Consider the following 26,883-nt stretch of genomic DNA (forward strand, 5'->3'; position numbering starts at 1 on the left):
CTCATGTTGCTGCTCAACCCCGGCCCGGTGACGCTCACCGAACGTGTCCGCAACAGCCTGTTGCAAACGGATCTGTGCCACCGCGAAAGCGAGTTTTTCGACTTGCAGGAAGAGGCGCGCACACGTCTGGTCGATCTGTACGGCCTCGACGCAAACGAATGGCAAGCGGTGCTGATGACCGGTTCCGGCACGGCTGCTGTTGAAAGCATGACCGCCGCGCTGGTGCCGCAAAATGGCAAGCTGCTGGTGGTGGAAAACGGCGTGTACGGCGAGCGTATTGCGCAGATCGCCACGCAATACGGCATCGCGCATGAGTCGCTGAAACACGACTGGATGCAGGCGCCGGATCTCGCGAAGATCGCCGAACGCCTCGACGCGGACAAAGCGTTCACGCACGTCGCCGTGATTCATCACGAAACCACGACGGGACGTCTGAACGATCTGCAAGCGCTCGGGACGCTGTGCCGCGAGCGTGGTTTGCGTCTGCTGGTGGATGGCGTTAGCAGCTTCGGCGCGGAAGCGATCGATTTCGCTGACGCCAGTCTCGACGCCGTCGCGGCGACCGCGAACAAGTGTCTGCACGGCGTGCCGGGCGCGTCGTTCGTGCTGGTACGGCGCGCGGCGCTCGCGCAGGCGGCGAGCCGCACGTATTACCTGGACCTCGGGCGCCTCGCGCGTTTGCAGGACCAGCGCAATACGCCGTTCACGCCGTCGGTCCATGCGTATTACGCGCTAGTCGAAGCGTTGCGCGAACTCGCCGACGAAGGCGGTTGGCAAGCGCGTCACGCGCGTTACGCAGCGCTCGCCGAGCAGGCTCGCGCGGGCCTGGCTGAACGCGGCGTCGGCAGCGTGTTGCCGCCGGAGCAGTCGTCGGTGGTGCTGCGCGCATACCGCTTGCCGGACGGCGTGTCGTATCCGCAACTGCACGACGCGCTGAAAGCGCGTGGTTTCGTCATCTATGCGGGGCAGGGCGGCTTGTCGGCCGAGTTGTTCCGTATCTCGACGATGGGCAATATCCACGCCGCCGACATCGACCGTCTGCTGCAAGGCTTTAGCGAGCTGACGCGCTAAAGCGCGCGTTCATTCACGCGCTCGCCGGGTCATGATCCGCAGTGTCACACCGGGTCTTTGTCCGGCGGTCCATCGGGCCGCTGCGGCTCCTCGGTGTGATGACCGGGCGACGGGGGCACCAGCGGATCGCTTTCCGGGTCGCGGTTTGGATCGGCGTTCGGGTCGGGAATCGGACTGGTATGCATGTCGTAGCTCATTGCATCACCTCTTTTAGTTGGGAAGAGGGCTTGGACGTGGACCGACAAGCGAGCCGAAAAGCAGGCGGTACAGCCGGTCGAATGCGCATAAGCCCCGGTCATTCCCTTCAAGCGTAGGCGATCCGGCACACGACGCGGTCCTTACTTTCGCGTGCGGCGGCCCACGCTCAATTGCCAGTAACGCTCGGCGGCGAAAACGTCGTCGTAAAAGCCCGCACCGAAAGCGCGCAGCTGGCTTTGGTAGGCGTTGACCGCTTCACGTTTGAGCTGGGTACGGCGCTGGGGATCGATCGTATGGCCTGCGCTCGGATAGGCCGGCGTTGCGACGATGCCGCGTTGCACGAGGTCGGCGAGCCGTGCCTGCACGACACCCGGCGTACGGCGGTGAATCGCCTCTTCATAGGCGAACCACGTGAGATGCGACAGGCGCGGCAGGATTTCGCAGCAGGCTTCGAACACCCGTACGTGATCGTCGTGATACAGACCGAGTGGCATCAGCAGCGTGTTCGCGGTCGTGCGATAGATGGTCTCTTCAAGCACCGCCGCCAACTTGCTGATCGACGGCGAGTCCATGTATTGGCCGTCGCGAAACGGCATGCGTAGCGGAATTGCGTCGAGTACCTCCAGCGCCAGGTTGTCTTCCCGCGTGCGGGCGCGGATGGCCTGACGGGCGCTCGTGAAACCTGACTTTTCATCCCATTCGGTATGCATTTCCTGCTCGGGCGGTGCGGCAAACACCGTGCAGACCGCGGCGTCAGGATGGGCGGCGAGTAATGCGCCGCAACTGAAGACGGCGTCGTCGAAATGGGGCGAGACGATAAAAAGACGTGGGCTGGTTTCGCTCATGGACGTGTGGTGGTTTCGAAGGCGCGAGGCCGCATTCGAAGCTTTAATATCGCGCGAGACAAGCTTGCTGGATGTGCGGCGTCACATCAGCTTAGGCGGAATCGGCGCGGCTTGTGTAATCGTTGTGGCTAACGCAAACCGCATGCCTGACTGGGCTGATTCCGCGGTGGCTTCCCGCAGAGGCTCACCTTTGCGCATCTGGCCTATCCCGAACCTGCTCACCTTTGGCGGACCTGCTGGCGGGCGTGCGTCGCGTAGGCGTAACTGCCAGGATATGAGCGATTAGCCGGATTAATCGCTTGCGGTGAGCGCTTATTTTTTTAGTCCTGCTGGCTACGCACTCTTGGCCGCCAGCGCTGCCGCGCGGCTGAACGCCATCGCAATGGTCGCCACGATGTCGTCGCGCAAACTGGCGTCGGCCGTTCGTAGCGCATACGACGGATGCCAGGCCGGCACGATCAGGCGTCCTTCATGGGCGATGGTTTGGCCCAGGTATTCGGACAGACTGACGTGCGCCCCGGTCAGCGCTTTCAGCGCGGTTGCGCCCAGCGTGACCACCACACGCGGCGCGATCCGCGTCAGTTCTTTTTCCAGCCAGTACTGGCAAGCCTCGACTTCGCGCCGCACGGGCGTTCGATGGACGCGCTCCTCGTCGAGCGTTTCCCATTTGTAATGCTTGACGGCATAGGTCAGATAAAGCGCGCCCCGTTCCAGACCGGCGCGCGCCAGCACGACGTCCAGCAGTTGACCGGCCGGGCCGGTGAAGGGCTCGCCGTGCTGGTTCTCGTATTCGCCCGGCTGTTCGCCGACCACCATGATCGCCGCATAGGCGGACCCGATGCCCGCAACCGCCTGCTTCGCATTGCGCCATAACGCGCAGCGCCGACAGGTGGCGAGCGGACCCGTGGGCTCCCGTAAGGGTGGCGTCACCGCTGAATACTCGACTGGCGGCGCGGGCGGGACGGTGACGGCGGCGCTTTGCGCGCCGAGACGGCTGCGTGCGCGCGCGAGGTGTGCGGGCAACGGCGGGCCCGCGGGCGGCGTTCTCCAGTAACGCAACGGCACGGGCGAGGGCTGGCCATTGAAGGCGTTGGCGTAATACGCGAGCCAGAGCGCCTCCGTGGGCATGCTGGTGACGGCTTCGCCGCTCATGGCGCTTTCTGGCAGCGCCAGCATGGTCTGCGGGGGTTCCTGCGTCAGCGGCCGGTCGATGCGCAGCAACATGCCGTTCCAGAACACCGCTCCGTACGGCGTGGCGAGCATCCAGGTGGAATCGCCCATAGGCGTGGCGAACAGCGCGGCGGCGCGCTCCAGCAGGTCATGATGCGGCTCGTACCAGCCGACGAATTCGGGCAGCCCCATCGACGGATCACGGCGCCTGAACCGTGTGAGTGTCTGCAGATCGGCGGTTTCGTGTTCGACCGCCTTGATGCGTTGATCGAGCAACGCGCCGTCGGGATCGTCGAGATCGAGGACGTTGCGCTCGGCGCGCGTCCACCGCCAGAGGACGCGATACAGCAGCGCCCAGCGGTCCGGCGCGCGGAAGCACGCAGCGGTTTTGAGCCAGGAGAGCAGTTCGCGCGGAATCGCGGGCGTAGCAGGGATCGCTGTGCCAGTGCGAGCGGGCTCGGCGTTTGGCACCTCGTTTGGCGCCTCATTTGGCACCTCATTTGGCACCTCGACAGCAGCCGTGCTGGAGATACTGCTGGAGAGACTTTCAGCTACGGAAGTTGCCGAAGATTGCGCAATTTGCCCCGAGCCAAGGCCATCCCCACCGCTTTCGGCCGCCGCTTCATTCCCGGACTCAAGCCACTCGATCTGCGATGGCTCGACACCTTGCCGCAGCAGCGCCCGTGCGGCGCGCCGCCATGCGGCGAACGAAGGTTCAATCGGAATGCGTTTCATGCTGACGCGCCGTGGATGCGCGCAGCGTCGTGCCGCCATGCGCCAATCCATACGTCCAGAATACTGTATGGATATACAGTATGCGCCCAAACGCCGGCCTGGATCAAGCCCGCCGCCTGGCAGGCGCTGCGCTCGCGCTAAAGCTAAGCTAAACGTTGCGCAGATCTTCCGGCGTATCCACGTCGCACAGAATGCCGGGGTCGTCGACGTCCAGCCGCACCACATGCTGCGACATCAGCAGCGAGCGCGCGCCGGTGTCGCCGTCGAGCGTGATCAGTGCGTCCCGATGTTCGATGCCGAAGCCGACCGGGTGGCCGCGCTGTCCCTGATAAAACGGCGCGACGATTGAAGCGCCGCCGTCGAGCGTGCGCGCCACTGCTTCGATCGTCGTGGTGGCGATGCGCGGCATGTCGGCGAGTGCGACGAGCCAGCCCTCGGCATCGTCGCTGGCTTCAATGCCGGCGGCGAGGCTCGCGCCCATGCCACGTTCGGCATTCGCGGTGAACACCACGTCGCAACCGGCGTCGTTCAGGAGACGGGCGAGCGCGTCAGAACCCGGTCGCACGACGGCCAGCACGCGGCTGACAACCCGCAGCAGCCGATGCGCGGCTTCGTGCGCGACCGGCGTGCCATCGGGCATGCGCGCGAGCAGCTTGTTCTGCAGCCCGTCCGGGTCGAAGCGCGAACCGAGGCCGGCGGCGAGCAACACGCCAGTGGCGAGCGAAGCGTAGGCCATGGACGGGCACCGGTAGAAAGGATAAGACCAATTGTGCGGTGCAACGCATCGGCAGGCAAGCGGCAATATGTGTTCATACCTGCATCGTTCCCATCACCTTATCGAGCGTCACGGGCAGATCGCGCACACGCACGCCGGTTGCGTGATACACCGCGTTCGCAATCGCCGCCACCACGCCGGTGATGCCGATCTCGCCGATACCGCGTACGCCGAGCGAGTTGATATACGGATCCGGCCGGTCGATGAAGGTGATGTCGAGCGAGCCGATATCGGCATTCACCGGCACGTGGTACTCGGCGAGATTCGCGTTGGTGAAGCGCCCATAGCGGGTATCGAGCGAGGTCTCTTCCTGTAGCGCCGCTCCCACGCCCCACACCATGCCGCCCATCAACTGGCTGCGCGCGGTCTTCTCGTTCAGCATGCGCCCCACGTCGTACACACCAACCACACGCGGCACGCGAATCGTGCCGAGGTCGGCATCGACATGGACTTCGACGAACACAGCGCCAAACGAGTGAAACGAGTACTTCTGCTTCTCGTCGCCGGGTTTGACCGTCGAGGTGGCTTCGATCGGCTTGCCGCCCGAACGCGCGATGATCGCCGCCGCCGGATCGCGCTTCGCCGGTTGCGAGCGGCTCATGACCCAGCCGTTCTCGACCGTGATGTCCTCGAGCGCGATGCCGTGCACCGGCGAGGCTTCGTCGGCGAGCGCCAATGCGATCAATTGGTTGCGCACCTGGATCGAGGCATCGCGCACGGCGGGTGAAACGCTCGCCGCCGATTGCGAGCCGCCTGAACCCGGCGCTTTCGGCAGCGACGAATCGCCCAGAGCGAAGTGGATGTTCTCCGGCGCGAAGCCGAGCGCGTCGGCGGCAACCTGCGTCATGACCGTATAGGTGCCGGTGCCGAGGTCCTGGGTGCCGGAGGCGACCATGGCGCTGCCGTCCGGCAGAATCCGCGCGATGGCCGCGGCTTCGCTGCGATTGGCCGGATAGGTCGCGGTCGCCATGCCCATGCCGATCAGCGTGTTGCCATTGCGCATCGAACGCGGTGCACCGGTGCGCCGCGACCAGCCGAATTTCTCCGCGCCGATCTGGTAGCACTCGCGCAAGGACTTGCCCGACCACGGCTTGTTTTCCTGCGGATCGGCGTCGGCGTAGTTCTTCAGGCGCAGTGCGAGCGGGTCCATCTTCAATGCGACCGCGAGCTCGTCCATTGCCGATTCGAGCGCGAACGAGCCGGTTGTCTCGCCGGGCGCGCGCATGAAGGTCGGCGTGCCGAGATTCATCGGCACGATCCGGTGCGTCGTGACCTGGTTGGGTACCGAGTACAACATGCGCGTGACCATGCAGCAGGTCTCGGTCCAGTCTTCGAACATCGACGTGTTCGAAATACTGTCGTGGCGCATCGCGGTGAGCGTGCCGTCGTGCCGCGCGGCAAGCACGAAATGCTGCTCGGTATGCGGACGCGCGCCGACGGGCCCGAACATCTGCGGCCGTTCCAACGCGAGGCGCACCGGACGCCCGGTCTGTTTCGCCGCCATCGCGCACAGCGATACATGCGACCACGACGAACCCTTGCAACCGAAACCACCGCCGATGAACGGCGAAATCACGCGCACGTCGCCGGGTGAGACGCCGAGCGTTTTGGCGACCGCCAGCGCCGCACCGCTGACGCCTTGCGTCGAGTCATAGAGTGTGAGTTGAGGGCCGTCCCAACGCGCCATGGTGGCGTGCGGCTCCATTGGGTTGTGATGCTCGATCGGCGTTGTGTAAACAGCGTCGACCTGTACCGTGCCGCTGCGCATACCGTCCTCGAAGCTGCCGCGCTGCGTGTCGGTTGTGCGGCCCTGGGGTTTGTCGGGTGCATGTCCGTTCGGCTTCGCCTGTGCGAAATCGAGTATCGCGGCGCTGCTCTGGTAGGTGATGCGCAACTGGTGCGCGGCATCGGTGGCATGCTCAAGCGTATCGGCGACCACCACCGCGACCGGTTCGTTGTTGTAGTGAATCTCGTTGTCCTGCAGCAGCGACAAACGGCGGCCGGCCGGTGGCGCCAACGCGGGCTTGCCGCCGTTCGGCAGACGCGGCGCGTTCTGGTACGTCATCACCAGCAGCACGCCGGGCAGCGCCTGCGAGCGGCTCGCATCGATCGATGCAATCGTGCCACGCGCAATCGTGCTCGTGACGAGCACCGCGTGCGCGAGCCGCGCTTCCGGAAACTCAGCGGCATAGCGCGCTTCGCCGGTGACTTTCAGCAGACCGTCGATGCGGTCGAGCGGTTGACCGATCAGATTCATGCGACACCTCCGACGCGGCCCGCGGCCTGGTTCACTGCGCGCACAATCGCGCGTTGCGCGAGCTGCACCTTGAAACGATTGTCGTGCTGCGGCCTGGCATCGCGTAGCGCGGCGGCTGCGGCGTTATGCAGTGTTGCCTGCGTGAGCGGCTGGCCATTGAGCATCTGCTCAGCAGCGCTCGCGCGCCACGGTTTGTGCGCGACGCCGCCTAACGCGATGCGCGCGCTTGTCACGTGATTGCCGTCCATCTGCAAAGCGGCGGCTACCGAGATCAGCGCAAATGCGTAACTGGCGCGGTCACGCACTTTCAGATAATGGGCGTGCGCGCTGAACAAAGGGGGTGGCAAATCGACAGCGGTAATCAGTTCACCCGCTTGCAGTGTCGTATCGACGTCGGGCCGGTCGCCGGGAAGCCGATGAAAGTCAGCAAACGCAATGGTCCGTTCGCCTGCGGGGCCGTTTACGCGCACCACGGCATCGAGCGCGGCAAGCGCCACGTTCATATCCGACGGATTCACGGCGATGCATTGCGGACTCGCCCCGAGAATCGCATGCGTGCGATTGTGGCCGTCGAGCGCCGCGCAGCCGCTGCCTGGCATGCGCTTATTGCACTGCGTAAAGGCGGTGTCGTAAAAGTAGCCGCAGCGGGTGCGCTGCAAGAGATTGCCGCCCACAGTCGCCATATTGCGCAGTTGCGACGAGGCGCCCGCCAGGAATGCCTGCGACAGCAGCGGATACTGCTCGCGCACCAGCGCATGATTGGCCGCATCGCTGTTGCGCACCAGAGCGCCAATGCGGATGCCGCCATTCGGCAGCGTGGTGACCGTATCGAGCCCGCTGATGTGCGTAATGTCGATTAGCCGCATTGGCCGCGTCACGCCGCCTTTCATCAGATCGAGCAGATTGGTGCCGCCGCCGATAAATACCGCACCCGGTTGCTGCGCCGCGCGCACGGCGCCGGCGACATCGCCGGCGCGTTCGTAAGAGATCGCATCCATGCTGGTCGCTCCGTCAGGCGTTGACGCTGTTATCGCTGCCGTTGCTGCTGGCGCTGTTCTGGCCGCCGCCCTCATGCACGGCGCGCACGGCCGCGACGATGTTCACGTACGCACCGCAGCGGCAAATATTGCCGCTCATGCGTTCGCGGATTTCGTCATCGGAAAGTTGCGGCGGACGGTTGCGGACATCGGCGGTCACGGTGCTGGCCGTGCCGTTACGGAATTCGTTCAGCAGGGCAGTCGCGGAACACAACTGACCGGGCGTACAGTAGCCGCACTGGAACGCATCGTGTTCGATGAAGGCGCGTTGCATCGGACTCAGCACGCCGTTGCTGGCAAGTCCTTCAACCGTCGTGATGGCCTCGCCTTCATGCATCACGGCGAGCGTCAGGCAGGAATTGATGCGGCGGCCGTCGGCGATCACCGTGCATGCGCCGCATTGTCCGCGGTCGCAGCCTTTCTTTGTGCCCATCAGGCCCGCGTATTCGCGCAGCGCATCGAGCAAGGTCACGCGCGGCTCGAGTTGCAGCGTGTAAGCGCGGCCGTTGACGGTCAGCGTGACCGGGCGGGCCGGCACAGGTGCATGGACTTCGGCGGGCGGCGGCGCGGCCGGGCTTTGTGTTTGCGCGCGCAAATGCGGCGCCACGCCGACTGTGGCAGCAGCGGCAGCCGATTGCAGAAAGCGGCGGCGTGACGGTTGGGGTGGCGTGGCAGCGGGCTCATCGCCCGAATCCTGACGTTTGTCTTTCGTGGACATGACGGTCTGCTGGCTCCATTGAAAGGTCAGTGCAGGCATGGCGACATGCGGGTAACCGACGGGCGGGTAACCGACGTGCGGGTGACCGACGTGCGGGTGACCGACGTGCGGGTGACCGATGCGTCGGCATCCGAAGCCCCGGATACCCGCATGTCCCGATCTAACTGACTCACCATACACAGCAATTTCGGTGCCGTTGCGAATGCAACGGTATGTTGACGCGGCGTAACTGCGTCGGCCGTGACCCGGCAGCGGATCACGGTGAATCGGATCGAATCGCGAACAGCGCAACTGTAAATACGGCGGCGCGTGTCAACTACCGACGTTGCACTTAACGAATGGGAAAGTAAATACGCGGATGTGGCTTCTTTCTGGATGCAAAAAGAAAGACTGTTTTGCGTGGGGCGAGGAGTCCGCTCAATCAGGCGTCGGCCCAGCGGCGCAGCAGATTGTGATAAATGCCGGTGAGACTGACCACGGTTGCGTCGTTCGAACCTTTTTCGGCAGCCAAACGTTGCACGTCGTTGTCGAGTTGAAACAGCATCGCGCGTTCGCCCTCGTCGCGCACCATGCTCTGAATCCAGAAAAAAGATGCGACCCGCATGCCACGCGTCACCGGGCTTACGTGATGCAGACTCGAAGCGGGGTAGAGCACCATGTCGCCTGCCGGCAGCTTCGAACGATGCACGCCATAGGTGTCTTCGATGCAGAGTTCGCCACCGTCGTAGGACTCCGGCTCAGCGAGAAATAGCGTGGCCGACAGATCGCTGCGGATGCGGAAGTCGGTGCCGCGCAACTGACGGATCGCGTTGTCCACGTGCGTGCCGAAACCGTCGCCGCCTGCATAGCGGTTAAAGAGCGGTGGAAAGACTTTCAGCGGCAACGCCGCCGAAAAGAAGCGCGGATTGCGGCCGAGCGCGTCCTGAATTGCATTGCCCACCGCGCGCGCGGCGGGAGACCCCTCGGGCAATTGCTGGTTGCGTTTGGCCTGCGCCGCCTGTTCGCCGGAAGTCACATTGCCGTCGGTCCATTGGGCCGCGTCGAGGACTTCGCGGCACTGCGCGACCTGTTGTTTGCTGAGTACGCCTTGCAGATGAAGCATCATGCACGCGACTCCTGAGCGTGGGGCGTCATCGCGCCTGCTGCCGTGCTTGTCTGGGCTTGGGGTATCGCCGTGTCTGCAGCCGCGCTTGTATTCGTACCGGAGTCCATGCCTGGATTCGCGCTTGTATTCGTGCCCCGGACCATGCCCGTATGCGCGCTCATTTTCGCCGCTATCTGCGCACGTAGGTCTGCATTCATCTGTTTAGCCAACGTACGAAATGCGCCGACCGGCGAAGCAGCCAGCCACGCCTGCATCTTCGCGACGAACGCTGTAGTTGCCGTGTGCGGCACACGCTTTAGCCATTCCAGCGCGGCTTCGATCTCGCCGTGTTCTGCCAGTAGCCGCGCATAGTTGAACTGGCCGCGAAAATCGCCGCCCACCGCTGCGCGCCGGTAATAGTCGAGCGCGATGCTTGGGTCGGCATCGACTTCCCAGCCGTCTTCGTAAAAGCTGCCGACAAAATTGACCGACTTAACGTGACCCAGTTCAGCGGCGCGCCGGAACCAGTGCAGCGCCGCTGCACGATCGCACGCCACACCGTTGCCGAGCGCCAACGCCGATGCATAGTTGTACATGCCCCAGTCGAGACCGGCCTGCGCCGCGAGGCGGTACCAATAGACCGCCACCGGCGCGCACGCGGTGGTTCCCCAACCGTGTTCATAACACCGGCCCAGCATATTCATCGCCATCGGATGATCCTGCCGTGCCGCGTGCTTGAACCACGTCACCGCTTCTTCGGCATTGCGCTCTACGCCGTGACCGTCGAGCAGATACTGGCCGTACACCGCCTGTGCCTCGACGATGCCGTTATGCGCCGCTGCCGCCACCCATGCAGCGGCTTTGGCGGGCGGCCCGGAGAGAATTGCGGCGAGCTCGTCATGCGACGCGCTCGCCAGCGCCTTCAGCGTCACCTGTTCCGTCATGCCGTGCTTAGTAGTGCGCGTTGAGCGTCAGGAAGGCGGAGCGGCCGGCTGCGATCGACGCGTAGTGCGCCGGATACGCCTGGTCGTAATACGTCCGGTTGAAGATGTTCTGCACGTTCAGTTGCAGGTCGACCTTCTTGTTGATCCGGTACGTCGCCATGCCGTCGAAGCGCCAGTACGACGGCACCGCGCGCAGATTCGCCGTGTCGCCGTACACCTGCGACATGTAGAACGCACCGCCGCCGATCGTGAACTTCGGCAGGACGTCGTAGTTGGTCCACAGGCTGATGCTGTTCTTCGGCGTATTTGGGAACTGGTGGCCGTTATCCGACGTGGTCTTGCCGTTGTCGCGCAACTGGCTCTTCATGTACGTGTAGCCGCCGAACACTTGCCACTTGTTCGTCAATTGCCCGGCCACGCCGAATTCGAAACCTTGCACGCGCTTATTGCCGACCATCGCGTATTCGTTATTCGGCAGCGTGACGCGAGCGTTGGTCGTATCGATCTGGAACAGTGCGCCGGTCAGCGAGAGCCGATTGTTCAGCACATTCCACTTGGTGCCGAGTTCGACGCTGCGGTTCTTTTCCGGGGCGAGTTGATCCGCGTTCGCACCGACACCGCCGCGGCCCGGCGTCAGCGATTGCGTTTCGCTGCCCTGGCCGAGCAGGGCGCCGGCCGGCGTCGACGAGGTCGCGATCGACGCGTACACGCTGCCGTTGGAAGCCGGTTTGAAGACGAGGCCGAACTGGTAGTTGAACAGCGTATCGTCGCGCGAGGTGCGCTTGCCGCCGTTGGCAACCGTGTTGCGGAAATCAGTCGAGTAATCGTCGACGCGCAAACCGACGTTGGCCTGCCAGCGCTTGGTGAGTTCGATCGTATCGAATGCATACAGCGATTTGGTGGTGGTGCGCTGCTCGCTCGGATCGTGAGCGAGGTTCACCGAACCGGCCCATGGGTCGTTCGGATTCGGCGACCACAGGCTCGTGCAGTTATAGCCCGACGCCGCGCCGATGCCTTTGGTTTTGCAGATCGCGCCGGTGGCTGCAGCTACGGTGTACGAATCGTTCACGCTGGTTTCGCGCGATAGTTCGAGGCCGGTCGTGAAGCTATGTTTCAGGAAGCCGGTCTTGAACTCGCCGAACAGTTCGGTCTGGTTCGCGAGGCTATAGACGTCGCTGGCACGCGTATTCGCGCGGCGCCACACCATGCCGTTGACGACATTGCCCTGGCTGTCGTCGGGCTGCGTCCAGATGTAGTCCTGGGTGGACTTCGTATAGCGCGTGGTGTTGCGGATCGTCAGGTTGCTGTTGATGTCGTGTTCGATGCGCACCGTGCCGACGTCTGAGGTCGTCTTGCGGAAATCGCGGTCGATCAGGCCGTAAAAGTTGTGGCGGTCCACATTGGCCGGATAGATCGTGTCGACGTTGGCCGGTTTGTTGGTGGTCGTGTAGAAGTACGGAATACCGCTGTCGGGCAGGTCGTCGGTCGAGAGATGGTAGTAGCTCGCCGTGACGCGGGTTGGCGTGCCGAGGCCGTAGGTGAACGACGGCGCGATGCCCCAGCGCTCGTTGTTGACCGCGTCGCGGCCGGCCACGTCGTTGTTGTGGCTCATCACGTTCAGGCGGAAGGCCGCGTGATCGGCCATTTGCCAGTTGGCGTCGGCGGTGAAGCGGCGGTAGCGGTCGGTGCCGAGGCCCGCGCTGCCGTCGGCGGAATTGCCCAGATGCGGGGTCTTGGTAATCAGGTTGATGCTGCCGCCCGCGCCGCCGCGGCCGCCGTAGGCGCCGTCCGAACCCTTGGTCACTTCGACGCTTTCGATATTGAACACTTCACGGGTGGTCGCACCGATGTCGCGCATGCCGTCGACGAAGGTGCTGCCTTGCGCATCGTAGCCCCTGATAAACGGCCGGTCGCCGAGCGGATTGCCGCCTTCACCGGCGCCGAAGGTAATGCCCGGCACCGTGCGCAGCGCTTCCGTCAGCGTCGAGGCGCCCGTGCTCCTGATCAACTCCTGCGGAATCACGGTGACCGACTTCGGCGTATCTACGAGCGGCGCGGTGAATTTGACCGAGGCCGAATGGTCGGTCTTGAAGCCGTCGTCCGACTGGCCCTGTACCGCGATCGGCGCGAGCTGGCTTTCCTTGTCAGGCGGCGCCGTGCCCACTGTGCCCTGCGCGAGGGCGGGGCCGGCTGCCAACATGCTGCACAGCGTCGTGCTGATTTTCCCGAGCTTCGGTTCGTCGGACCGCAACTTCATTTTTATCCCCGTTGTTGAGTGCTGTGACCGGGCGTTCCTTACCCGGATATTCCATGTTTATTACAAATTGTTTTCGGTGTGCATTCTATGCAATCTAGCTGTAATTGAGAAGCGTTCGCATCAAAAAATCTCGTGGTGTGGAATTGAAGTGGATGCGCCAGCGAATGAGATTGCCGGGTTAATCCACGAAGATGGGTGAAGAAAGAGGGAGTTTGGTGACTACTTGAGGCGTGAGGATGATGTGCGCGAGTGGCGCTTGCAGTGCGTGATGTGCCTTTCTTATCGACGGGCGGGCCGTGTCCGCCCCAATTCTTACTGTGCCGCCAATCCAGCCAGCGTTTCCCGCAGCCACACGAGCGCCGGATCGGCCTGGTTGCGCGGATGCCACGCCGCGTACAGCGTGAAGCCGCGCGCGTCGAACGGCAGCGCAAAGGTATCGAGCCGATCGATGTAGCGTACCGCGAAGCGCGACGGCAGCGTCGAAACATAGTCGGTGTTCGACAACAACTCAGGCACCAGCGTGAAGTGCTGGACCGACAACGCGACGCGCCGCTCGCGGCCGAGTTCATCGAGGTGCTCATCCATGAAGCCGTGAAAGCTGCCGCCGCTGGTCGACACGAGTACGTGGTTGAGCGCGCAGTAGGCGTCGAGGTCGAGTGGGACGGTGCCGCGCGGGTGGCCCTTGCGCTGCGCGAACACGAAATGCTCGTCGTAGAGCTTGCGGGCTTTCATCGACGGCGGAATCATCCGGTCGGAACCGAGCAGCAGGTCGATCTCGCCGCTTTCGAGCCGCGACGCGGCGGTGGGCTGATCGCCGATCACAAACGCCACGCGCACACCCGGCCCCGCCAATACCGGCAAGCGCTCCATCAGGCGCATGCCGAGCACCGCGGTGGCGTTGTCGTGCGCGGCAATCACGAAGCGCCGCGTGTCGGTGAGTGGATCGAAGGCCGGCTGGTGGCGCACCACTGCTTCGAGACTCTTCAACGCGGCATGCAGCGGCGTCATTAACTCCAGCGCCCGCGCGGAGCGCGTCATGCCGCGGCCGGTTTCAGCGGGCAACAGCAGCGGATCGCCGAAGATCTGCCGCAAGCGCGCGAGTTGCGTGGAGACGGCCGGTTGTGTCAGATGCAGCCGCTCGGCCGCGCGCGTGACATTGGACTCGGCGAGCAGCGCGTCGAGCGAAACCAGTAAATTCAAATCGATGCCGCGCAGATCAATCATGTTGATAGGTCGCATACAAGTAATTGATTTCTAGAATACGTACCGCGCTTCTATAGTTCAACCACCGAAATGAACTGAGGAACATCAACATGAAAGCCTGGATGCTCGATGAACCCGGCAAGCCGCTGGCCTTGCGCGACCTGACCCAACCGCAGCCGCGCCGTAACGCCGTGCTGGTGCGGATGGAGGCCGTGCCGTTGCTCAGTTACACGCGCGACTATGTCGAAGGGAAATTGCCGTATGCGTACCCACCGGGACCGTTTTCGCCCGGCACCAATGGTGTTGGCCGGGTCGTTGCGGTCGGCGAGGGCGTGGTGGCATTTCGCGCGGGTCAGCGGGTTGCCGTGAATCCTTACTGGATTGCCGACGAAACGGTGCGCGAGCCGGCACAAGCGCTGTTGGGGCTCACTGCCATCAGCACCGACAGCGGTGCGCTGCTGGCTGAGTTTCCGCACGGCACATTGCGCGAAATGGCCGAATTCCCAGCCTCGACGCTGATCGCGCTGGACGGTCTGGATGAGATCGATGCCGCACGTCTCGCAGTGCTGGGCAAATTCTCGGTGCCGTTCGGTGGTTTGCGACGCGGCCGTCTGTCAGCGGGCGAAACGGTGGTGGTCAACGGCGCGAGCGGTTACTTCGGCTCGGCGGCCGTCCTTGCGGCGCTGGCTGTCGGCGCGAGCAAGGTCGTCGCGCTTGCCCGGCGCCCGGAACCGCTGCAAGCGTTGGTCGAGCAGGGTCGCGGGCGTGTGGTGCCCGTCGTGCTGACCGGCGACGCCGCGCAAGACACAGCGGCGATTCGCGCCGCAAGCGGTGGCGGCGCGGACCTCGCGTTCGACATGGTCGGGCAGGCCACCGACGCGAACGCGACCCTTGCCGCATTGCGCAGCCTGCGCCGCGGCGGGCGGCTCGTGCTGATGGGCAGCATGCAAGTGGACTTGCCGATCACGTACAGGGAGATGTTGCAGAACAACTGGGAATTGATCGGCCACTTCATGTACACGCGCGCCGACTATCTCGCGCTGGTTTCGCTCGTGACGTCCGGACAGATTCCGCTCGAGGCGGTCGAATTGAAGTCATATCCGTTCGCTCAACTCGAAGCGGCCATCGACGCTGCCGGCCGCATGGCGGGTCTGCAATGCACGGTCGTGGAAGGCCAATCCCCACAAGCGTGGGGTTGAGCACGACGCGTTGGGATCTCAGTCGGGAGCCCGTTCCGGATGGCGGAGGCGCGAATGATTGCGGCCGTAGATCCCATAGATGATGAGCCCGATCACGAGCCAGACAACGAGCCGTAGCCACGTAACGAGCGGCAGCCCGGCCATCAGCAGGAGGCAAAACAGAATCCCGAGGACCGGGATCACCGGCACGCCCGGCGCGCGGAACGGCCTGGAGGCGCCCGCGTCGCTGCGGCGCAGATAGATCACGGCGCCGCAGACGAGAATGAACGCGAACAGGGTGCCGATGCTGACCATCTCGCCTAACACGTTGATCGGCGTGAACGCGGCCACGATCGCGACGATGGCGCCGATCATCATCTGGCTCAGATGGGGTGTTTGCAGACGCGGGTGGACTCGCGCGAACAAGTGCGGCAGAAGGCCATCCTGTGACATCGTGAAGAAGATACGGCTCTGACCATACAGCAGCACGAGTATCACGGTCGTCAGGCCCGTCAGCGCGCCGATCTTGATGAGCACGGAAAACCAGGTGACGCCGATCGCATCGACGCCTTTCGCAATCGGATCCGGAACGTTGAGCTCGGCATATGGAACGAGTCCGGTCAGCACGCCTGCGACCGCGATGTAGAGCACGGTACAGACCACCAGTGAGCCCAGAATGCCGATCGGCATGTCGATCTGCGGCTTGCGTGCCTCCTGGGCCGCGGTGGACACCGCATCGAAGCCGATGAAAGCGAAGAATACGACGGCCGATCCGCGCAGAATGCCGCTCGCGCCGAAATTGCCGAATTCGCCGGTGTTTTGTGGAATGAACGGATGCCAGTTGGCCGGATGCACAAAGAATGCGCCGATGACGATGAACGCCAGCACCACGGTCAGTTTGATCGCAACCATGATGTTATTGAGCCGCGCCGACTCCTTGGTGCCGAGCACGAGCAAGGTGGTCAGCACGGCGATAATGAAGACCGCCGGCAAATTGACGATCCCGGCCACCGTGCTGCCATCGGCGAGCGTTACCGTGGTGCCGGGCGCAGCCGCCAGGGTGGGCGGAATGCTAATCCCGACGTTATGCAACAGGCTCACGATGTAGCCCGACCAGCCGACCGCAACGGTCGCCGCGCCCATCGCATACTCGAGGATCAAATCCCAGCCGATGATCCACGCAAATAATTCGCCGAGCGTGGCATAGGTGTAGGTATAGCTGCTGCCGCAGACTGGCAGCATGGCGGCCAGTTCGGAGTAGCAGAGTCCGACAAAGGCGCAGGCAATCCCGCCGAGCACAAACGAAAGAATGATGCTCGGCCCCGCATAATGCGCCGCGGCCGTGCCGGTCAGAACAAAGATGCCGGCGCCGATGATCGCGCCGATCCCCATCGCCGTAATGCTGAACGCGCCCAGCGACTTCGACAGATGGTGTTCACCGCCCTCCGCGCTTGCGACAATATCCGCGACGGATTTGCGCGCCATATAACTTGTGTCGGCCATGATGAGTCGTCCAGTTCGTATGTTGGTGAATCCGAAATCAAATCGATCCGTGACGCACTGCAATAAGCGACTGCTTTTAAGGCGACTGACACTGTTGATATTGCGGTTGAGGAGGGGACTGTCGAATTCAGTCTAGTCTGGATTTAATCCGCTGTGTACTGAAGATCGGTGTTGCGGTTACAGAAACGGCCTTGCGGGTGAGCCGCAAGGCCGTCTTTTAATCATCGAATCCCGATCAATCGATGCCGTGAAACACCGCATCGTCCGGACCGAGATAAACGGGCGGACGCCACGCGGCATCGCGCATTGAATGCTGGACCAGCTTTTCGACGCCCAGCAGCACGGCGAAAATCGCCATCCGTACCGGAATGCCGTTATCGGTTTGCCGGAAAATCGCAAGACGCGAATCGTGATTCAGATCGACGCTCAGATCGTTCGCGCCCGGCCGGCTGTCGCGCGGCAGCGGGTGCATGATCAGCGTATCGGCGCCGCATACGCTGTCCATCAGCGCCTGGTTGATCTGGAAATCCGGCGTATAGCCTTCGAACGATTCGTCGGTGAAGCGCTCTTTCTGGATGCGTGTGGCATACACCACGTCGGCGCCGCGCAGCCCGGCGGTCAGGTCGTGGGTCTGCTCGATCACGTGATCGTTGCGTGAAATCTGCTCGATGATGTAGCTCGGCATTTCGAGCATCGGCGGCGAGATCAGCGTGAACTTGATGCCGCGATACAGCGCCAGCAGCTTGACCAGCGAATGCACCGTACGGCCATATTTCAGATCGCCGACCAGCGCGATATGCGCACCGTCGACGATCTTGCCTAGCCGCGAGAACTCGCGCTGGATCGTGTACAGGTCGAGCAGCGCCTGGCTCGGATGCTCACCGGGGCCGTCGCCGCCGTTGATCACCGGCACATTGGTGGCGCGCGCGAATTCGGCTACCGAGCCTTGTTCCGGATGGCGGATCACCAGCGCATCCACATAGCCGCTCATCACACGGCTGGTGTCGTAGATCGACTCGCCCTTTGCCATCGACGAAAAAGTGAAGCCGGTGGTGTCGCACACCGAGCCGCCGAGCCGGCAGAATGCCGCGCCGAAGCTCACGCGAGTCCGCGTGCTGGCCTCGAAAAACAGATTGCCGAGCACCGCGCCTTCGAGCACGCGGGAGATTTTCCGGCGCCGCGCGATCGGCTGCATGATGTCGGCGACGCGAAACAGCGCCTCGACCGAGTCGCGCGAGAACTGATCGACCGACAGCAGTTGCGGCTTGCCCTCGAACAGCATCTGGCTCGCAAGCGACTGCGAGTCTACGCTTTGCGTATATTTTTCGCCCGGCTCGCCATGCACCACGATTTCCGACACGAAACGCTCCACGATCTCCGGCATGGCCCGCGATTCCTGCGAATCGTCCGGCAGCAGCCATGTGTCGAGCGCGCGGCGCGATACGCCGATGCGGCTCGCGAACGTGTCGCGGGTCATGTTCAGACGACGCATCGCGTCGCGTAGGAAGGCTTGTTGCGGGACGCTCATACGGGCACCTGTCGAGAGTGGGTTGCGTACCGGTCATGTACGCGGTGCGTATATTAGTTTTCCTGTCGCAGAAGTCAAGCAATTTTGCGAGTTTGGCCAACCCGCTTTGCAAACTCACGCCGGACGCGGTTACACTGCGCTTCATGCATCCCGGCCAAACGCTCCGACTCCGCCTGTCAACCACCCTACGTCTCGCATTTGCGAGCGTCGCGGTCGCGCGCGCGAATTTCGCGAGCGTCAGCGCCAAAGCCAAAAAACAGCCGCTCATCTGACCGGAGCACGCTGTTCCGTCAGATGTTGCGACGGAACAGCCGGTCAACGCCCACCTGCGGCATTCCCTGTCTTTCCTCCCTCGCACCGCTGATCGGAATCGATACGGTCGTCATCGAGGTAAAGACATGTCTATTTTTTCGGGTATCTGGGTTCCGCTCATCACGCCGTTCGCCGATGGCGAGGTGGATCACGCCGCGCTGCGCGCGCTGGTGCGCCGCTATGCCGACGCGGGGATTGCCGGGCTGGTCGCGCTCGGCACGACCGGCGAGCCGGCCGCGCTCGACGCCGCCGAACAGGACGCCGTGCTGGCGACGATTCTCGACGAAGCGCAAGCCGCCGCACGCGGCGCAGTTGACGCACAAGCACTGCCGGTGCTGGTCGGCGTGTCGGGCAATCACACGGCGAGCATGCAGGAGCGCATCGGGCAACTGAATTCACTGCCGATCGCTGGTGTGCTGATGGCCGCGCCGTATTACATCCGGCCTTCGCAAGCGGGCATCATCAGGCATTTCATGGCGCTTGCCGATGCGAGCGACAAGCCCGTCGTGCTGTACGACATTCCCTATCGAACCGGCGTGCGGCTCGAACTCAACACGCTGCTGACGCTCGCCGCGCATCCGCGGATTCAGGCGGTGAAGGATTGCGCCGGTTCGCTCGATACCACGCTCGCGCTGATTCACGACGGCCGCTTGCAGGTGCTCACCGGTGAAGACATCAATATTTTCAATACGTTGTGTCTGGGTGGGAGCGGGGCGATCGCGGCCTCGGCGCATGTGCGGCCCGAACGGTTCGTCGCGTTGTATCGCGCGCTGTCAGCGGGCCGGCTCGACGAAGGACGGCGCATTTTTCATACGCTTGTACCGCTGATCCAGGCGCTGTTCGCCGAACCGAATCCGGCGCCCGTGAAGGCCCTGCTCGCCGCGCAAGACCTGATACGCGACGAGTTGCGCATGCCGATGACGCCCGCCGGCGATGCGCTGGTCGCGCGGCTCAGGGCGTTGGAAGGGCTTGATCGGATAGAGCCGCAGGCGGCGGCATTGTCAGCTTGAGTGTCGATGCGCTTGCCGTGCGCATCGGAGCACCACGCGCACGGCAAGCTCGCCGCATCCGCAGACCGCATCTGATGCGCGGCATCCGCCACACGCCATCTGCCGTCTCGCAGTGCCGTCTGTATTTGAGATGATGGTTCGTGATGCCGGGCGATAATCGGCGCCCTTTGTCCATGATCACCACCGGTATTTTGTCCGGTCGATGCCGCATGCAGTTAGTCTTGTCCACCCACCTCCAGCGCCGCTTCAGCACGCTCAGCACACCGGGCACCTTCAACACACCGAATACGCTGAACATGCGCTGTGCGGCCCGCGCCGGGGGCCGTTGATGTCCTCCTCGTTTCGCGCCGGCAGTCAGCTTTCCAGCGGCTCAATCAGCTTCGTCACGCGCCGCACCGCGCGGACCATCGCGATTGCCACGGCGTTCGGCGCAGCAGCGCTGGCGCTTGCCGCGGGCATAGCGATCGGCATGCATTGGCCGGCGCACGGCGGCTCCGGCGATCAGGCCGTGAACCGTGTCGAGCACGATTATGCAATCGATCAACTTGGCAAGCTGAACGCGTCCATGGCGCAGATTGAACCGCGCATCGCGCGCCTGACGGCGCAGGTCGGCGTGTTGCGCGATTTCGAAGCACGTCTGAATACGCCGCGGCCGGCACCGCGCGCGCCGGTCATACCCGCCGCGCCGGCTACGCCGGGCGCCGCCTCCGAGCCCGATACGTCCGCTACCGATAGCGAAGGCGAGGGCGGCCCTTCTTTGCCGCCGCGCCGCTGCACGGATGTCCTGCCGCAACCGGCCGGTCATGCCGATGCCGGGCGCACGCGTCAACAATTGGACTGCATCGCCGCAACGCTGTCCGCGCTCGAGCAACAAACCGCTGACCACGCGATCGCGTACGCCGCCTTTCCCGGCCGCATGCCCGCCGACGGCGCGCGCTTCGGTTCGCCGTTCGGCAATCGCACCGATCCGTTCACGCATCGTTTGAGTTTTCATCCGGGCATCGACCTGGTCGCCAAAACCGGTACGCCGATTATGGCGGCAGCAGGTGGCCGCGTGATCTTCGCTGGCGAGAAGTCGGGCTACGGCAACGCGGTCGAAATCGATCACGGCAACGGCCTCGTGACGCGGTACGGCCACGCATCGCGCATTGTCGTGCATGTCGGCGATCTGGTGCTGCCGCGCCAGTATGTCGCCGATGTCGGCTCAACCGGCCGCTCCACCGGCCCGCATCTGCATTTCGAAGTGCTGGTCAACGGCGCGCCGGTCGATCCGGCTGCCTACCTCGCGCTATTTGCGCCCACGCCCCATGGTTGAACGACGTCTTTCCCGCGATGCGGGCAATTTGACCCATCGCACCTATATGTTGCAGCCCACGCGGCCGCTCGTCCTTCGCGTGACGGTGTGGGTTCTGGTGTGCGCACTCAGCGCGGCAGGCGGCGCGGCGACTGTTGTGGCGTGGCACGCGCAGCACCCCGGCACGTCGGCTGACCCATGCAAGGTGGCGCCCGTCGATGAGGGCAGCGAAGAGACGGAACTCGCCCGTACGCGGCTTGCGCTGGCGCAAGAATCGGCGGCGCGCGCCGCGGTGCAGAAAACCGCGGACAGCGCCGCCGCCGACGTCGCGCGATTGAGTGCCGAATTGCAGTTCCTACGCGGCCAGAGCACGACCAGGCCGCCCGCACAAACGGAAGCGCCGCGCCGCTAACCGTGGGTGAGCGGCACGATATGCGGTAACCCCGCGTCGAACCCCGACCCATACCGTACTGACCCGAAGCATGCAGCGCTGCAACGCGGCAAGCACTGCAACTGATCAACCAACGCCCGGATCGTCGCCCGGCAAGCATCACGCGACGAACATTTTCATTTCCGAGAGATATTTATGTTCAGCAAGAAAAAACACGCGGGCATCCAGCAGACCAAGCTCGCCACCCTCATCGCACACGACGTGCGGATCACGGGCGACCTCCTGTTCAGCGACGGCCTGCGCATGGACGGCCACGTCAAGGGCAATGTCAGCGGCGCGCCGGACAGCCAGACGCTGCTTGTATTGAGCGACCGGGGCTCGATCGAAGGCAACGTGCATGGCTATGACGTGGTGGTCAACGGCAGGATCGTCGGCGACGTGATCGCCGATCACTTCGTCGAGTTGCAGAGCAATGCACATGTGACCGGCAACATCTACTACCAGCAGTTGCGGATGGATTGCGGCGCCTCGGTGGACGGCAAGCTCACCAAGCGGGAAGCCGCTCAGGCAACACCGATTCTCGTATCGGTAGCCGACACCGCGCGCGAGGAGCGCAAGGCCGGCTAAGCGGCCGCGCCTTGCGTTAAATCGCCCCCGGCAGCGACTGGCGTTGCACGGGCGCGTCGTGACCGAGCATATCGCCGCGTGACGAGTGCGATTCGCGCAGTCCGCGCATTTCCCGTGATTCGGCGAGACGTTCCAGTGCGCCGCGGTCGAGCGTGGCGAGCATGTCGCGTTCAACCATCAGTTGGCGCAAAGCCAGCACGATCAGGCCGACAGTCAACAGCAGATCGCCTGCAAACACGACGGCGTAAAGGGCCGAAGTGGTGCGAGGATTGCCGTACAGCAGCGTCATGTTGGCGCGGTCGAGCACCACGAGCACGAGCGGCACGATGGCATTGAGCGTCGCGATAGCGCTGCCTATCGCCACCAGCATGCGTGCCGGCCCGAGTTGCGGACGGCGCCGGCGGCACACCTCATATAGCGTTGCCGCCCGGCACGGCGCGAAAAATAGCGCCAGCATGCCGGCGCGGACCGGCAGCGGCGCATCGCATGCCAGCGCGCTTCCATACAGCAGGCAGAACACGGCAGTGACAACGAGGCCAGCGCGCCACGGCGCCGAAGCACCGAACAGATCGCGCGTGCCTGCCCAGATCAGAATGCGGCTTTGCAATGCCAGGGTCGCGGTGGCAAACAGCAGCAGATCGGTGTGCCAGATCGCATGCAACGCGAAGCAGGCCGTGGCGGTGGCAAGCAGATAAAAACCGATGGCCCAGAAGCGGAAGGCGCCGACGTGCGCAAACATGCGCGAAAGCGCCGTGGTGATAAGGGCGCTGCACAGAAACGTGATCAGCCACACCGTTTGGAACGTCGCTACATCAATTTTCATGAAGTCTCCAGCAGCCAATCTGCCTGTTCCTGCTTATCAGTAAAACGAGGCGACGCAGCGGGGCGCGCCAGGTTATACAACTGAACTGCGTAGCCATGTGAGTTTCAGATCCGGCTGCTTAGGCGGCCACCATTCTTTCGCGGAGCAGCTCGCCGAAGTCGTCGGCAGTGAGCGGCATGCCTAGCAGGAAGCCCTGCATCTCGTCGCACATCATCGACTTGAGGATGTCGAACTGCGATTCGGTTTCGACGCCTTCGGCCACTACGTCCATTTCCAGCGAGTGAGCGAGCGCGATTATTGCCGAAACGATCGCGCTGCCTTCCGGGCCATGTTCGTCGAGCCCGTTGGTGAAGAAACGGTCGATCTTCAGTTGCTTGACGCGAAAGCGTTGCAGATAGGCGAGGCTGGAATAGCCGGTGCCGAAATCGTCGATGGCGATCTCAAAGCCGCCTGCCTGGAATTCGCGGATCATTTCGATGGTTTTCGGCGCGTCCTGCATCGCGACGGTTTCGGTGATTTCGAACATGATCTGCTCGCATTGCACGCCTTCGGCTTTCACGATCTCGAGCATCGTCGCGACAAGCTTCGGTTGCGACAACTGGCGCGGTGACAGATTGATCGCCACTTTCATTGACGGCAGGCCTTGCTCGACCCAGCGGCGGATCTGCTGGCAAGTTTCGCGCAGGACCCAGTAGCCGATCTGCACGATCTGGCCCGAACGCTCGGCAAGCGGAATGAACTCGAGCGGCGCCAGCGTGCCGAGTTGCGGATGATGCAAGCGGATCAGCGCTTCAGCACCCGCCAGCGAGTCGCCGCTGCCGTGGAACTTCGGCTGGAAATGTAGCGAGAAAAGGCCGTCGGTGAGCGCTTCGTGCAGTGCACGTTGAATCTGCAGCGTGCGGGTCGCGGCTTCATTCATGCTTTGCTCGAAGAAGCGATAGGTGCTGCGGCCCGCGCGCTTGGCTTCGTACATGGCCGCGTCGGCATGTTTGAGCAGCGTGTCGACGGTATCGCCGTCGTAGGGATACAGCGCGATGCCGATACTCGGCATGACCTGCAACGGTTGCGAGTCGGTCCATACCCCCTGGCGCATCCGGTCTAGCACGTCTTCGGCCATCGTGCCGGCGGCTTCGCGCGAAGCCAGGTTCTCGGACAGCACGACGAACTCGTCGCCGCCGAGACGCGCGACGGTGTCGCTCGTCCGCACGCACAGCAGAAGACGCTGTGCGAATGCGGACAGTACTTCGTCGCCGGCCGAGTGGCCGAGCGAATCGTTGATGGTCTTGAAGCCGTCGAGATCCATGAACAGGACGGCGAACAGCGAGCGCCGCCGGCGCGCCTCAACGATTGCGCGGTCGATGCGGTCCGTGAGCGTGCTGCGATTGGGCAGGCCCGTCAGCGTGTCGAGCGTGGCGAGCCGCACGATCTGACCACTCAGTGTCGACACCGAGCCGATCAGAAAGCTGGTGCGTGCATCGAAACGCGACAGGATCAGCGTGACGATCAGAATCGCGAACGTGAACAGGATCACCGAGGTGGCGAGCCATGCGGCGTCCACGCCCCTGGCCGCACCGCACACGGCGCCCAGCGGAAACTCGGCGGCCGCCATGCCGGCGTAGTGCATGCCGCTGATCGCGACGGCCATCACCAGCGCTGCGCCGAAACGCTTGCGCACCACGTGGCGGTCATCGTCGTTGCTGAGCGCGCGCGCCATCCACAACGCGGCGGTCGACGCGGCGATCGCGATCGTCAGCGAGCCAGCGAACCAGCCCGGCTGATAGTGGATGCCCGGGTCCATTTGCATCGCCGCCATGCCGGTGTAGTGCATACCGGCAATGCCGAAGCCCATCAGCACGCCACCGGCCAGGAGTCGAAGCGGCGTGAGCCGCGCGTGGGTCGTCACGACGAGCGCCAGATACGACACGCCGATCGCGAGTCCAAGCGAATAAGCGGTGGTCGCGAAGTCGTAGCCGAGCGGAATCGGCAGCGAGAAGGCGAGCATGGCGACGAAGTGCATCGACCAGATCCCGACACCGAGCGCCGCGGCGCCGCCCAGGCGCCAGGCGTGCCGCAGACGTGCCGAGGCCAGCAGGAAGATACGGCCGGTCAGATCGAGCGCCGTGTACGACGCCAGCGCCGCGACGACGAACGAGATTGCGACCAGCCAAAAATTGTATGAGCTCTGCATGTTAAGTCCAACCGCGGGAGAGGCGCGGCTGAACCTGTTATCGACAGTTCGCGGCGTTTATTTAATTGATTTTCAATATCTTAGGGGTGGGCGTCGAGCACCCCACGGCTGGCCGGGGTTTGCGCAAGGGTGAACCCTTCGGCGAGCCAGCCCGTGACGCCGCCGATCATCAATTTGACGGGTCGTTCCAGTTGGGCGAGACGCAGGGCGCCGCGCGCGGCACCGTTGCAGTGCGGGCCCGCGCAGTAGGTGACGAACAGTGTGTCCTGGGGGTATCCGGCGAGCTTCGACGCCACGATCTTGCCGTGCGGCAGGTTCAGCGCCCCCGGCACGTGGCCCTGCTCGAACAGCGCCGGGCTGCGCACGTCGAGCAGCACGAAGCCGGGTGTGCCGCTCGCGAGTGCTGCGCGAACGTCGGCGCAATCGGTTTCGAATTGCAGCGACGCCTGGAAGTGGGCGAGTGCGGCGGCGCTATCGGCAGCGGGGATGGCGTTGACGGCGTTGGTGGCGGTGCTGATGTTGCTGGTCGGCATGGCGAGGTTCCGGTAGGAGAGTGAGCGTGACGGCGTGGCGAAGCGATTCTGGAGCCTTCATTGTCGCGACGCGGCAGGCGCCGGGTAAGTGGCGTAATCGTCAATATCCGGTAACATCACGCCATGCACAATCATCGTGTCGTCGCGCTGGCTTACGACCGGCTCTGTACCTTCGAATTCGGCTGCGTAACCGAACTGTTCGCGCTCGAACGTCCCGAACTCGGTGTGGACTGGTATCGCTTCGCCGTCTGCGCGAGCGAACCCGGTCCGATTCGCGCAGCCGGCGGCATCACCGTCGCCGCGCCGTATACGCTCAAGCTGCTGGATCGCGCCGATACGATCGTCATCCCCGGCTGGCGCGATGCTGACGAGTTGCCGCCCGAGCCCCTGCTGAAGAAAATTCGCGCCGCCTACAAGCGTGGCGCGCGCCTGTGTTCGATCTGCTCGGGCGTGTTCGTACTGGCTGCCTCGGGGGTGCTGGACGGCAAGACCGTCACGACGCACTGGCGCTACGCCGACAAATTGCAACAGCGTTATCCGCAATTGCACGTGCAGCCGGACGCGTTATATGTGGATGAAGGGCAGATCATCACGTCGGCCGGATCGGCGGCGGGGCTCGACATGCTGCTGCACCTGGTACGGCGCGATCACGGCAGCGCAGTCGCCAACCGGGTCGCGCAGCGGCTCGTGGTGGCGCCGCATCGCGAGGGTGGTCAGGCGCAGTTCGTACCGCGGCCCATGCCGCAAGACGAAGGCGGCCGCCTTGCGAAACTGATGGACTGGGTGCATCGCCATCCCGCTTTGCCGCACACCTTGTGCTCACTCGCCGAACGGGCGGCCATGAGTCCGCGTACGCTGCAGCGGCAGTTTCACGATGCCACCGGCATGGCGCCCTATGAATGGCTGGTGCGCGAACGCGTGGCGATCGCGCGAGAACTGCTCGAAGCGACGACCCCATTGCCGATGGCGCGCGTTGCGGAGCTGGCGGGCTTCGGTTCCGAAGAGTCGTTGCGGCGGCATTTCCGGCGTATCGCGTTGACGAGCCCCGGTGCGTATCGTAAGAAGTTCGGGGCGCAGGCCGGGGTATAAGCGGCCGGGTCGATGCGTATCACTTAAGGGTTCGCGCAATTGCTGATTTTCTGTCAGCATCACGGCCAGCGTCCGTGGCAATCCGGGTCAAATGCGCCACGCATACCGCTACT

At 63.8% G+C, this 26,883-nt stretch carries 22 protein-coding genes and 1 pseudogene; 7 read left to right on the top strand and 16 right to left on the bottom strand.

Annotated features, from left to right (window positions below; genetic code table 11):
- The first annotated feature begins 3 nt into the window (after window positions 1-3).
- Entirely contained in the window at window positions 4-1,071 is a 1,068-nt protein-coding gene (locus tag PQQ52_RS05095; protein ID WP_408207451.1) for a 2-aminoethylphosphonate aminotransferase, read from the top strand.
- 44 nt (window positions 1,072-1,115) lie between these two features.
- Here PQQ52_RS05095 and PQQ52_RS05100 read toward each other — a convergent pair whose 3' ends face one another.
- The 11 genes and pseudogenes from PQQ52_RS05100 to PQQ52_RS05150 all read right to left on the bottom strand — a co-directional run bounded on the left by PQQ52_RS05100 (window position 1,116) and on the right by PQQ52_RS05150 (window position 14,315).
- Window positions 1,116-1,256: a hypothetical protein gene (locus PQQ52_RS05100; protein WP_325044839.1), complete on the bottom strand. Its 141-nt coding sequence runs from the start codon at window positions 1,254-1,256 to the stop codon at window positions 1,116-1,118.
- Between the two features lie 153 nt (window positions 1,257-1,409).
- Window positions 1,410-2,114, bottom strand: coding sequence for a PIG-L deacetylase family protein (locus tag PQQ52_RS05105; RefSeq protein WP_408207453.1), 705 nt, complete (start codon window positions 2,112-2,114; stop codon window positions 1,410-1,412).
- Window positions 2,115-2,447: 333 nt separating this feature from the next.
- The gene (locus PQQ52_RS05110) at window positions 2,448-4,019 is read right to left on the bottom strand and encodes a UdgX family uracil-DNA binding protein (protein WP_408207455.1); all 1,572 of its coding nucleotides are present in this window, start codon (window positions 4,017-4,019) and stop codon (window positions 2,448-2,450) included.
- Between the two features lie 148 nt (window positions 4,020-4,167).
- Window positions 4,168-4,755, bottom strand: coding sequence for a nucleotidyltransferase family protein (locus PQQ52_RS05115; protein WP_408207457.1), 588 nt, complete (start codon window positions 4,753-4,755; stop codon window positions 4,168-4,170).
- A gap of 73 nt (window positions 4,756-4,828) precedes the next feature.
- Window positions 4,829-7,051: a xanthine dehydrogenase family protein molybdopterin-binding subunit gene (locus tag PQQ52_RS05120; RefSeq protein WP_408207459.1), complete on the bottom strand. Its 2,223-nt coding sequence runs from the start codon at window positions 7,049-7,051 to the stop codon at window positions 4,829-4,831.
- Window positions 7,048-8,049 carry an FAD binding domain-containing protein gene (locus PQQ52_RS05125; RefSeq protein ID WP_408207461.1) on the bottom strand — a complete coding sequence of 334 codons (1,002 nt, stop codon included), beginning with the start codon at window positions 8,047-8,049 and terminating at the stop codon, window positions 7,048-7,050. Before PQQ52_RS05125 ends, PQQ52_RS05120 begins: the two co-directional genes overlap by 4 nt.
- A 13-nt stretch (window positions 8,050-8,062) precedes the next feature.
- Complete coding sequence (locus PQQ52_RS05130) at window positions 8,063-8,806, bottom strand: 2Fe-2S iron-sulfur cluster-binding protein (protein WP_408207463.1); 744 nt, start codon at window positions 8,804-8,806, stop codon at window positions 8,063-8,065.
- A 421-nt stretch (window positions 8,807-9,227) separates the two neighbouring features.
- On the bottom strand, window positions 9,228-9,911 hold the full coding sequence (locus PQQ52_RS05135; protein ID WP_408207465.1) for a Fe2+-dependent dioxygenase: 684 nt from the start codon (window positions 9,909-9,911) through the stop codon (window positions 9,228-9,230).
- Window positions 9,912-10,114: 203 nt separating this feature from the next.
- Window positions 10,115-10,834 (bottom strand): annotated as a pseudogene (locus PQQ52_RS05140) (tetratricopeptide repeat protein); the annotation flags it as partial.
- A 7-nt stretch (window positions 10,835-10,841) separates the two neighbouring features.
- Window positions 10,842-13,091 (bottom strand): TonB-dependent receptor, encoded by a 2,250-nt coding sequence (locus PQQ52_RS05145; protein ID WP_408207467.1) that lies wholly within the window; start codon window positions 13,089-13,091, stop codon window positions 10,842-10,844.
- Between the two features lie 312 nt (window positions 13,092-13,403).
- Window positions 13,404-14,315 carry a LysR family transcriptional regulator gene (locus PQQ52_RS05150; RefSeq protein WP_408207469.1) on the bottom strand — a complete coding sequence of 304 codons (912 nt, stop codon included), beginning with the start codon at window positions 14,313-14,315 and terminating at the stop codon, window positions 13,404-13,406.
- An 89-nt stretch (window positions 14,316-14,404) separates the two neighbouring features.
- Between PQQ52_RS05150 and PQQ52_RS05155 the strand changes: the two genes are divergently transcribed.
- A complete protein-coding gene (locus PQQ52_RS05155) occupies window positions 14,405-15,493 on the top strand; it encodes a zinc-binding dehydrogenase (protein ID WP_408207471.1) in 1,089 nt (362 codons plus the stop codon).
- Window positions 15,494-15,511: 18 nt separating this feature from the next.
- Here the strand turns inward: PQQ52_RS05155 and PQQ52_RS05160 are convergent, their stop codons facing one another.
- Together PQQ52_RS05160 and PQQ52_RS05165 are read right to left on the bottom strand one after the other, a co-directional pair.
- The gene (locus PQQ52_RS05160) at window positions 15,512-16,975 is read right to left on the bottom strand and encodes an amino acid permease (RefSeq protein ID WP_408207473.1); all 1,464 of its coding nucleotides are present in this window, start codon (window positions 16,973-16,975) and stop codon (window positions 15,512-15,514) included.
- 235 nt (window positions 16,976-17,210) lie between these two features.
- Window positions 17,211-18,503: an aspartate carbamoyltransferase gene (locus tag PQQ52_RS05165; protein WP_408207475.1), complete on the bottom strand. Its 1,293-nt coding sequence runs from the start codon at window positions 18,501-18,503 to the stop codon at window positions 17,211-17,213.
- A gap of 398 nt (window positions 18,504-18,901) precedes the next feature.
- Between PQQ52_RS05165 and dapA the strand changes: the two genes are divergently transcribed.
- The 4 genes from dapA (at window position 18,902) to PQQ52_RS05185 (ending at window position 22,137) form a co-directional block, all read left to right on the top strand.
- Window positions 18,902-19,825 carry a 4-hydroxy-tetrahydrodipicolinate synthase gene (dapA, locus tag PQQ52_RS05170; protein WP_408207477.1) on the top strand — a complete coding sequence of 308 codons (924 nt, stop codon included), beginning with the start codon at window positions 18,902-18,904 and terminating at the stop codon, window positions 19,823-19,825.
- A 328-nt stretch (window positions 19,826-20,153) separates the two neighbouring features.
- A complete protein-coding gene (locus tag PQQ52_RS05175) occupies window positions 20,154-21,140 on the top strand; it encodes a M23 family metallopeptidase (RefSeq protein WP_408207479.1) in 987 nt (328 codons plus the stop codon).
- Entirely contained in the window at window positions 21,133-21,531 is a 399-nt protein-coding gene (locus PQQ52_RS05180; protein ID WP_408207481.1) for a hypothetical protein, read from the top strand. The genes PQQ52_RS05175 and PQQ52_RS05180 overlap by 8 nt, the downstream gene beginning before the upstream one ends.
- A 174-nt stretch (window positions 21,532-21,705) precedes the next feature.
- Window positions 21,706-22,137 carry a bactofilin family protein gene (locus PQQ52_RS05185; protein ID WP_408207483.1) on the top strand — a complete coding sequence of 144 codons (432 nt, stop codon included), beginning with the start codon at window positions 21,706-21,708 and terminating at the stop codon, window positions 22,135-22,137.
- 16 nt (window positions 22,138-22,153) lie between these two features.
- On the opposite strand, the gene PQQ52_RS05190 is transcribed toward PQQ52_RS05185, so the two are convergent.
- The 3 genes from PQQ52_RS05190 to PQQ52_RS05200 form a co-directional block, all read right to left on the bottom strand.
- Window positions 22,154-22,960, bottom strand: coding sequence for a hypothetical protein (locus PQQ52_RS05190; protein WP_408207485.1), 807 nt, complete (start codon window positions 22,958-22,960; stop codon window positions 22,154-22,156).
- A 118-nt stretch (window positions 22,961-23,078) separates the two neighbouring features.
- Window positions 23,079-25,148 carry a putative bifunctional diguanylate cyclase/phosphodiesterase gene (locus PQQ52_RS05195; protein ID WP_408207487.1) on the bottom strand — a complete coding sequence of 690 codons (2,070 nt, stop codon included), beginning with the start codon at window positions 25,146-25,148 and terminating at the stop codon, window positions 23,079-23,081.
- A gap of 80 nt (window positions 25,149-25,228) precedes the next feature.
- Window positions 25,229-25,681, bottom strand: coding sequence for a rhodanese-like domain-containing protein (locus PQQ52_RS05200; RefSeq protein WP_408207489.1), 453 nt, complete (start codon window positions 25,679-25,681; stop codon window positions 25,229-25,231).
- Window positions 25,682-25,804: 123 nt separating this feature from the next.
- Between PQQ52_RS05200 and ftrA the strand changes: the two genes are divergently transcribed.
- Window positions 25,805-26,770: a transcriptional regulator FtrA gene (gene ftrA, locus PQQ52_RS05205; RefSeq protein ID WP_408207491.1), complete on the top strand. Its 966-nt coding sequence runs from the start codon at window positions 25,805-25,807 to the stop codon at window positions 26,768-26,770.
- The last annotated feature ends 113 nt before the right edge of the window (window positions 26,771-26,883 follow it).

The organism is Paraburkholderia sediminicola, assembly GCF_046030555.1.
Lineage (GTDB): Bacteria > Pseudomonadota > Gammaproteobacteria > Burkholderiales > Burkholderiaceae > Paraburkholderia > Paraburkholderia sediminicola_E.